This is a genomic window from Pseudoalteromonas luteoviolacea H33-S (assembly GCF_001625695.1).
GTDB lineage: Bacteria > Pseudomonadota > Gammaproteobacteria > Enterobacterales > Alteromonadaceae > Pseudoalteromonas > Pseudoalteromonas luteoviolacea_B.
On sequence record NZ_AUXY01000046.1, the window covers coordinates 99,680 to 107,283 of the forward strand.

The 7,604-nt window shown below is 44.2% G+C and carries 6 protein-coding genes; all 6 read right to left on the minus strand.

The genetic code is table 11. From position 1 onward, the window contains the following. Window positions 1–6: 6 nt before the first annotated feature. The 6 genes from N477_RS03595 to N477_RS03620 all read right to left on the minus strand — a co-directional run bounded on the left by N477_RS03595 (window position 7) and on the right by N477_RS03620 (window position 7,468). Window positions 7–2,394 (minus strand): TonB-dependent receptor, encoded by a 2,388-nt coding sequence (locus N477_RS03595; RefSeq protein WP_063364347.1) that lies wholly within the window; start codon window positions 2,392–2,394, stop codon window positions 7–9. Window positions 2,395–2,520: 126 nt separating this feature from the next. Continuing rightward, window positions 2,521–3,564 carry a FecR family protein gene (locus N477_RS03600; protein ID WP_155731787.1) on the minus strand — a complete coding sequence of 348 codons (1,044 nt, stop codon included), beginning with the start codon at window positions 3,562–3,564 and terminating at the stop codon, window positions 2,521–2,523. A gap of 98 nt (window positions 3,565–3,662) precedes the next feature. Further along, window positions 3,663–4,193 (minus strand): RNA polymerase sigma factor, encoded by a 531-nt coding sequence (locus tag N477_RS03605; RefSeq protein WP_063364349.1) that lies wholly within the window; start codon window positions 4,191–4,193, stop codon window positions 3,663–3,665. A 314-nt stretch (window positions 4,194–4,507) separates the two neighbouring features. Next, window positions 4,508–6,097: a vanadium-dependent haloperoxidase gene (locus N477_RS03610; RefSeq protein ID WP_063364350.1), complete on the minus strand. Its 1,590-nt coding sequence runs from the start codon at window positions 6,095–6,097 to the stop codon at window positions 4,508–4,510. Window positions 6,098–6,200: 103 nt separating this feature from the next. Continuing rightward, window positions 6,201–6,518: an isochorismate lyase gene (locus N477_RS03615; protein ID WP_063364351.1), complete on the minus strand. Its 318-nt coding sequence runs from the start codon at window positions 6,516–6,518 to the stop codon at window positions 6,201–6,203. A 182-nt stretch (window positions 6,519–6,700) separates the two neighbouring features. Next, window positions 6,701–7,468 carry a thioesterase II family protein gene (locus tag N477_RS03620; RefSeq protein WP_063364352.1) on the minus strand — a complete coding sequence of 256 codons (768 nt, stop codon included), beginning with the start codon at window positions 7,466–7,468 and terminating at the stop codon, window positions 6,701–6,703. Window positions 7,469–7,604: the final 136 nt, after the last annotated feature.

Consider the following 7,604-nt stretch of genomic DNA (forward strand, 5'->3'; position numbering starts at 1 on the left):
GCTGCTTTACCAATCTAATTGGAAGCCAACACCTATCGTGCGCGGCTCACCGATGCTGCCATAAGCGCCGGGCAGGCCAAAGTCTCTACCGTCTTGGACAAAGATTTCATAATCATCATCAAGCAGGTTATTACCCCAAACATAGGCTCTCCAATCATCTTGCTGGTAGCCGATCCGGCCACTCAAAAGGCTACGATCGCGGATTTTGGTGATTTCAGGGGCATCAATGCGAGAATATGTTTTATCGGTATAGCTGTAAGTCATAGAGACAAAAAAGCCATTATCGTTTTGATATAAACCACCTAAATTTGCGGTAAACTCAGGGGCTTGAGAAAAGGACATCCCCGCCAGATCAATACCTTTCGTAACGAACTCTTTGAATTCAGTATCAATAAAACCAAAGTTTGCGAATAGATTTAAATCAGCGGTTGCCTGATACTCAATTTCAAATTCGGCACCACTGACTTTTGATTTACCAGCATTAACCACCGCGTCATCAAAACCCGGTAAGCCACCTGGTAAGGTAATAGTGACTTGTTGATCTGACCAATCAAAATAGAACAAATTAGCATTCAATAACAATTTGCCGTCAAGGAGCTGGTTGCGCATAAAGAGTTCATAGTTATCAATGTACTCTTCTCCGTATGGCGTCGCTTCTCCAAGGAACATCGCAAAAGAAATACCACCGGCTTGAAACCCTCGACTGTAACTGGCACCGACTCGAGTAATGTCACTGACATCGTGAGCGACTGTAAAAGATGGGATAAATTGGCTGAAAGACTCAGAAGCGGTCTGATCACTGACAAAGCCATTGTCCTTAAAATCTTTTGTTGTGCGCTCTTCTTTGTTAAAACGCGCGCCAAATTTAAATTCCCAATCTTCGATAGGTTGCCAATTTAGTTGGCCGAACAAGGCTTGCTGTTCAATGATTTCTGTACTTTCAACAGTGTTGTTAAATGGCACAACTCCGCCTTGCCCGTCAGGAAAAACACCAGCTCCGGTGAAGCCATTGTTATAATCTCCATCAGAGTAAAATAAACCGACTAAGGCAGAAAACTGCTCTCCTTCATAATTAAAGCGAAACTCTTGGCTGAACAGCTCTTCATTCATAAAGCCGTCAACACCTAACAGGTCAAAAGCAGTGTGATCTCCCTCAAAACGCTGCTCAACACCAAAATCATTGAATCCTGTAACCGAGGTAAAACGAAGCTTATCGCTTATTTGCCAACTGGCCTCTAAAGAAAATAAATCAAAGTCAGAAGGGAAGTCACCTTCAATATTGTAGACTTGTTCACCATGAAAAATATCGCCGTCAGGTAAAGCCGCCACAAAAGGCGTTGCATTGGTGTCTGATTTATTATGCATATACGTGAAATCAAACACCAAATCCTCATCACCACGAGGCTGCCAACGAACTGCCAAACGAATTGTTTCCTCATCTTCGTTCTGAATATCCTCACGGCCAGTGGTTGTATTGATCACATCACCATCAGATTGACGTGTTTCGACCACGACTCTTGCAGCTAGTGTGTCTTCGGATAATACAAAATTTTGCATCAGTGCTAGGCGCATGGTATCAAACTGCCCGGCTTCTGCTCGCACCGCACCTTCATAGCCATAAAAATCAGGACGATTGTAATTAATATAAACAGAGCCAATCAGTGCATTTGGCCCTTGTAATGAAGACTGCGGCCCACGTAGCACCTCAGCAGAAGTTGCATCAAACAGCGATGGTTTGACATAGTTACCAGCAGACACGCCCATGGCAACTTGGTTTATCAGAATGGATGCCAGCGCATTTGATCTATTCAAGGAGCCTGCAATGCCATCCGTATTTACACCTCGAATGCTATATGCACCAGAAATCGAGCTGCCTATTGAAACATTTGCGGTACGATCAAAGGCATCTTCAACATTATAAATGACTTGGTCTTTAATTTGGTCTTCACCAAAATACCCAACGCTAGATGCGATCTCCTGTCGTGTTTCACCTGTTTTACTGCCCACGACGACGATTTGCTCAATCTTACTCGCCTCAGGCTTGCTGCTCGGCACGTCCGCCTCTAGTATAAAATCACCCGAAGCGGTTTGAGCAATGCGTAAATCATTACTCGCAGCTAATTGTACTAACGCTTGTTGTGCTGTGAAATTCCCTGAAACAATTGCGCTTTTATATTGGCTAATGTCGTCAACTTGCACTACAACCTGTTGCCCGGTTATTACCGTAAAATCTCGCAGCGCCTTCATCAATGGCTGAGCCTGAATCTCAAATCGATAAGTCGCGCTGCCATCAACTGCGCCTTGGCCCATTGCAACTGGCGCGGTGATTAAAGCAGGCACAAACGCCAATGAACACAATAAATTAATGCGATTATTTTTCTTTCGGTATTCCATGCATACCATGCTTGATGTCTCCATTCAGTGTTAGACTCCGGTGACAAACTCACCGGTTCTTAGCTAGGTAGACAATTAAGCTGGCTGTACCCGTAAAAAATTAATCAAAAAAATAAAATAAACTTTCTAGAGAGGTCTTTGAGGCGTTTCAGAACGCAGTACCAATGTATTGCGACCTTCTACATCACCACTTAAGCGGTAACTTTGCATAATAGCTCGCAGGGCATCATCCCCTTTATTCAGAATGAATGTACCTGAAACTGGGCGTTCCCCATCATAAATATAGCGGGTGTCCAATAGATAAGAAGTATAAGGTTGCAGGACTTCAAGTGCTTCAATCAACGGCCTCTGCTCAAACACAATGATGCCGTCTCGCCATGCGCCTATCTCGGCCAAAGGTCTGGTTTTGACCTCACTGAGCTTGCCATCTGTGACCCTTACAACATCAGACTCACCTAGTTGTTTGGTCACATTGTGATTTGTGTCACTCACACCAACCGCACCACTTAATACTTCAATTTCTACCGCTTGATGGTCCAGTTTGCTCACCACAAACTGCGTACCGAGTACCGTTGCAACTGCACTGTCACTGGTCACTGTAAAAGGCCGGTTCGGATCGGGCTGCACACTAAACAGCGCTTTACCACTGAGCAAAGAGACATGTCGACTTGAGTCCGTCATTGAGACTTTAAGATCAGTACTCCAATCTAACCAAACCTCAGTGCCATCTTCTAGCTCAACAGTTTGCTGTTGTCCCCATGCAGTTTGATAGTGTTTAGTCGACACTTTGGGCTTACTAGTCGGAGTAACCACCTTAACGACTGAAGGCTGAATGGGAGTAGGGGCTTGCTCATCGACACTGACATACAAGAGCGTCGATAAAGCCATAGCGATACCTAGAGGAGGAATAAGTTTAAGAGGTGCTTCTGCAAAACGCTCCAATCTCAATTGAATGGCGAGCTTAATTTTATCAAAAAGAGATAAAGACACATGCTCTACCAGACCCAAGATCGCCCAATCAGCCTCCGCCTTTGCTGCTGCTTGTTCATGCATGGGTGACTGCTTTCGCCAAGCATCCAACTGTGATCTACTTTTTGGGTCATCGTAAACTGCGACCACTAAGTCAAACGCTTCTCTTAATAGGCGCTTGTCAGGCTGTTGGTTATTCACAGCTTGTTCCTCAATTAACGTATCGTGTCCTATGAAGCCCAAAGGCTTCAATGTCTTCCTATTATAGAATACACGTCACGCGTAAAAAACCGTAATATTTAGTCATAAAGGCATGTGAAACAATGAGAAAGTGCTTTTTTTACGTGTTTCTCCACAGTGGAAAGGCTGACTCCTAGCTGCTGGGCGATGTCTTTTTGGCTGATCCCATGAAGTCTATACATGGTAAAGATTTGACGCGTTAGTATCGGTAAGTCCTGAATAGCTTGATTAACTTTTATAACATTCTCCCCAGATTCTGCGATGGTCTCTGGGGTGCGCTCATCCCGCTCATCCATCATTGGTGCGATCAAAACATTTAATTCAGCTCTCGTGCGCTCAGAGCGCTGCAGGTTAAACGCTGCATTTTTAGCGGCTCGATATAAAAACGCTCGAACATCTTCAATGGGAGGATTTGGATCACGCTTTAGCAGGTTTTCTGCGACGGATTGGAAAATGTCAGCAGCCGTATCGGCACAGCCCACACGTCTGGTCAGGAAGCGATTAACTTCCAGTCGATATCGTTCGATTGACCCTGTGAGCGACTCAACATGGGACTTCAAGGATTTTTTACTCTTTACAGACAAATACATTATAAGTTCTTGATAAAAGGTTGTTGAACAAAATACTACTGACTGAAAACGACAACTGAACAAACTATGTTATTCAGTACCCATGACACTATCACGAATAAAAATCATTCTCAATAAAAACCAGACCAATATCAGGAACTAAAATCACCCCCTTTAGTTTGCAACCACTTACAAACCACATAAGTTACGAATTAAAAGTAGTAAACACAATTAAATAAGCGCCAATCAAACATGTGAGGTGCTCACAACGTTAGATCAGCGCTCATTGATTTTCTATCATTAATCGCCGTGGAGTTTAACCACCAGCGATTAAATTAGCTTTCATCTTCGTCATCATCATCTTTATCTGACGGCTTTGTAAACTTAAAGCGCTCTGGCAAGGTGTCTAGGTCTCGACCTTTACTCGGCGCTCTCAGCTCAGCAGTACCGTTTACTAACTTTGTCATATAGTCGTGTGCTAGGTTTCCAAACATAGGACAAAACTCAGCACTTTCATCAACAGCTGCTTGGAAGTGTACGCCACCCCATACACGGCTTTGCCCGCATTCTTCTGCAAATTTAGACCATGTATTGTAGGTGATTAGTGTGTCTTTCGCTGGTGTCACACCCGGCTCAATACGTGATTTACCTGCAGGGTAAGTCAAGTTAAACGTCATGTTATCATCGCCAAAATACAGCCTTGCTGCTTGTGCATGCGCATAACAAAAGCAAGTCGATGCAGACGGATATTCTGGATGGTCGGCCTCTTCAAGGTAGCTCTTCCAGTCTCTGCCTTTCATGGTAACCGTGCCCTTACCTGGACCGCCCCATGCCTCTACAACATTATCTTTAAATAGCTTTTGAATTGCACTGAAAGGTCTTACAGCGTCATATCTGTATTTCTCTTGCCAAACAAAAATACCCGCATCAAATGTTGCCATATTGACCACAAATTCAAATTGCATGAAGTCGAGAAGCGGTAAGTTTCTCGCGGTCGTATTTGATGCAACAGAGTAAGATAATGAACTGAATTTATCGTCGAATAACTCAGCTTTAAGCTTAAGCTCATCAGTTAAGTTTGCCGATACTTCTAGTACTTCTTTCGCTTGCTGACGATATGCTTTGCGATTACGGTGGTTACTATTGTGCGGAGGCGGCATTTCAAAATCACGCGGATCTTCATATGAGTAAGGTTCTGCCAATGCAAATTGTGGAGTTACAAACTGTTGGATCTTGTACAAGCCCAACCCTTTGCGCTGCATATCTGGCTGCCAACGTGACGGGTTTTTCAATTTATACGCCGTATTGACTGGCTTGTAGTTTGTATAATCCGCATAAGGCGTTGGGTTAAATGTTCTGCCGACATCACCATATTGATTCATACCATCGTTAAGGCGGCCTGCGACAACCGCTTTACCAGCCACATTACCTAAACCAATCGGTGTGGTGATATCTGTACTGTTGTTGTCTGGGTCAAGGCCAACATCAAGCAATAGCTTACGCCAAGTTGGCTTGTACGTTGGCATGTAGCTATTGAGTACATGATATGACGCATAAAACACGGCAATATTGATATTTCTGTTTGTTGCCTCACTTTGCGGTCTGCGGCCTAAGTGCGAATAGACACCAACCGCAGTTGGGTGATAAGCAGCGGTGGCATCGTACCACGCGTTTGTTAGCAAAATTGCATAACGAAATACCAGTGATGCATCACCATAATTTGCCGATACGTGCTCGCGCAGAGCTGGCAGACTACCAAAACCAACAACATCCAATGCCGCATTGTCGACATCAAAATCAAAGTCTTGCTTTACTTGCGCCACACTGTGCATTGAGCAAAATAGAACAGACACTAATAATCCGACTTGGCAGATGTTTTTTCGTATTTGATAAATCATGTGTCTAATCGAAAGATACATTTTCATTTTCTTAAATTTCCTTGTACAAGTAGGAACCAGAAAAATACAGCACTGAGCTACACATTAAGCTCAGTACTGCTATCACTGGCATATGCAAAAAATTGAGCGGTTAATCCTCATCAACAGGTAACCCATGCTTAGCTCGCCAATGCTGAGTTTGCTGGCTGATAAACCACTGAATAATTCCGTGGTACAACGACTCAATATAATCAGCTGGCAACTGGTGTTGCTCAGCCCATTGACGCCTTTCCAACAACATGGCGGCAACCCGCTCTGGTGCAGGAATACTGGCTTGGTTTGGTTTAAAACGCGCAGCGGACAACACATATTCCATGCGTTCTCCCAACAGTTTGATGATCTCTTGATCAATGGAATCAATGCCGTGACGGATGTCCGTCAGGTTTTCACAGTCTGATGGACGCTTCATAGATTTCACAAAATTATCCTTCTTTTCTAATCATTGTTGTTTCTCGGTGCCCCATGCATACGCAGATCCGTATGCCCATTTTTTGCTTGCCTCTTTTGACCAAATTCACCAGTTTCATTAATGAAAACACCTGCAACGACGCGACCCGTAAAATTTGCCCAAAAATTTTCCTAAAAATCTCATCACTGCGCCCTAAGCTGTGCTTGAAGCACTTCAGAAATGTAACTAAGTAGCGCAGCGCGACTAGTCTCATTTAGATAAAAGTGATCGCCTGCAAATAATGTTCGATTAAAATAGCCACTCGTTTCATTGCGCCAAACGTCAAGCTCAGCCACACCAAACTCGGGCTCATCCTCACCACCAAAAGCATGAATAGGGCAATCAAGAGGCGCTTCGGATACATAGCTGTAAACATCTGTGATGGCAAAGTCGGCACGAATGACTGGCATAAACAGTGCCATCAATTGGGCTTCTTGCAACACGGTTTCAGAGGTGCCACCTGCATAATGTGTGCGTAACACATCAACAAATTGCGTATCTGGCAAGGTATGATAAAAAGGCCGAGATAGCGGCAAACTCGGTGCGCGGCGCCCGGACACCATCAGTATTTGTGGCATTGGTCCACCGCGTCGACGTAAGGCCCGCGTCAATTCAAATGCCAATAACGACCCCATACTGTGGCCAAAAAAAGCAAATGGTTTATCCAAATAGTCACTCAGACCATCAGCCAGCGCGTCGGCAGCTTGATAGGCATCATCAAAACATGCTTCACCAATTCGCATTTCTCTTCCCGGTAACCTTATCGGGCGTACCTCAATATCCGAAGGTAATTGCTGCGCCCAACCTCGAAAGGCCAATGTGCCGCCACCTGCGGCGGGAAAGCAGAATAACCTCATTTTTGCTTGCGGGTTCTCTGTTCCACCAACCCATAATGATGCTTCGTGGCTCATGTTGCGCTCCTTGTAAGCGTTAATTTTTAAAACATTTATAAATTGCCAACTTCACCCAATGGTGAACTAGCAAACAGTGAAAATGAACTTAGCTTAGGCATCACTTCTCACATCACCTCAATGTGCTTTTAAACTA

What these genes read in the sequence shown, in the direction of transcription:
- N477_RS03595 (WP_063364347.1), bottom strand. Translation starts at nt 2,394, where the DNA reads ATGGAATACCGAAAGAAAAATAATCGCATTAATTTATTGTGTTCATTG.
- N477_RS03605 (WP_063364349.1), bottom strand. Translation starts at nt 4,193, where the DNA reads ATGTATTTGTCTGTAAAGAGTAAAAAATCCTTGAAGTCCCATGTTGAG.
- N477_RS03610 (WP_063364350.1), bottom strand. Translation starts at nt 6,097, where the DNA reads ATGAAAATGTATCTTTCGATTAGACACATGATTTATCAAATACGAAAA.
- N477_RS03615 (WP_063364351.1), bottom strand. Translation starts at nt 6,518, where the DNA reads ATGAAGCGTCCATCAGACTGTGAAAACCTGACGGACATCCGTCACGGC.
- N477_RS03620 (WP_063364352.1), bottom strand. Translation starts at nt 7,468, where the DNA reads ATGAGCCACGAAGCATCATTATGGGTTGGTGGAACAGAGAACCCGCAA.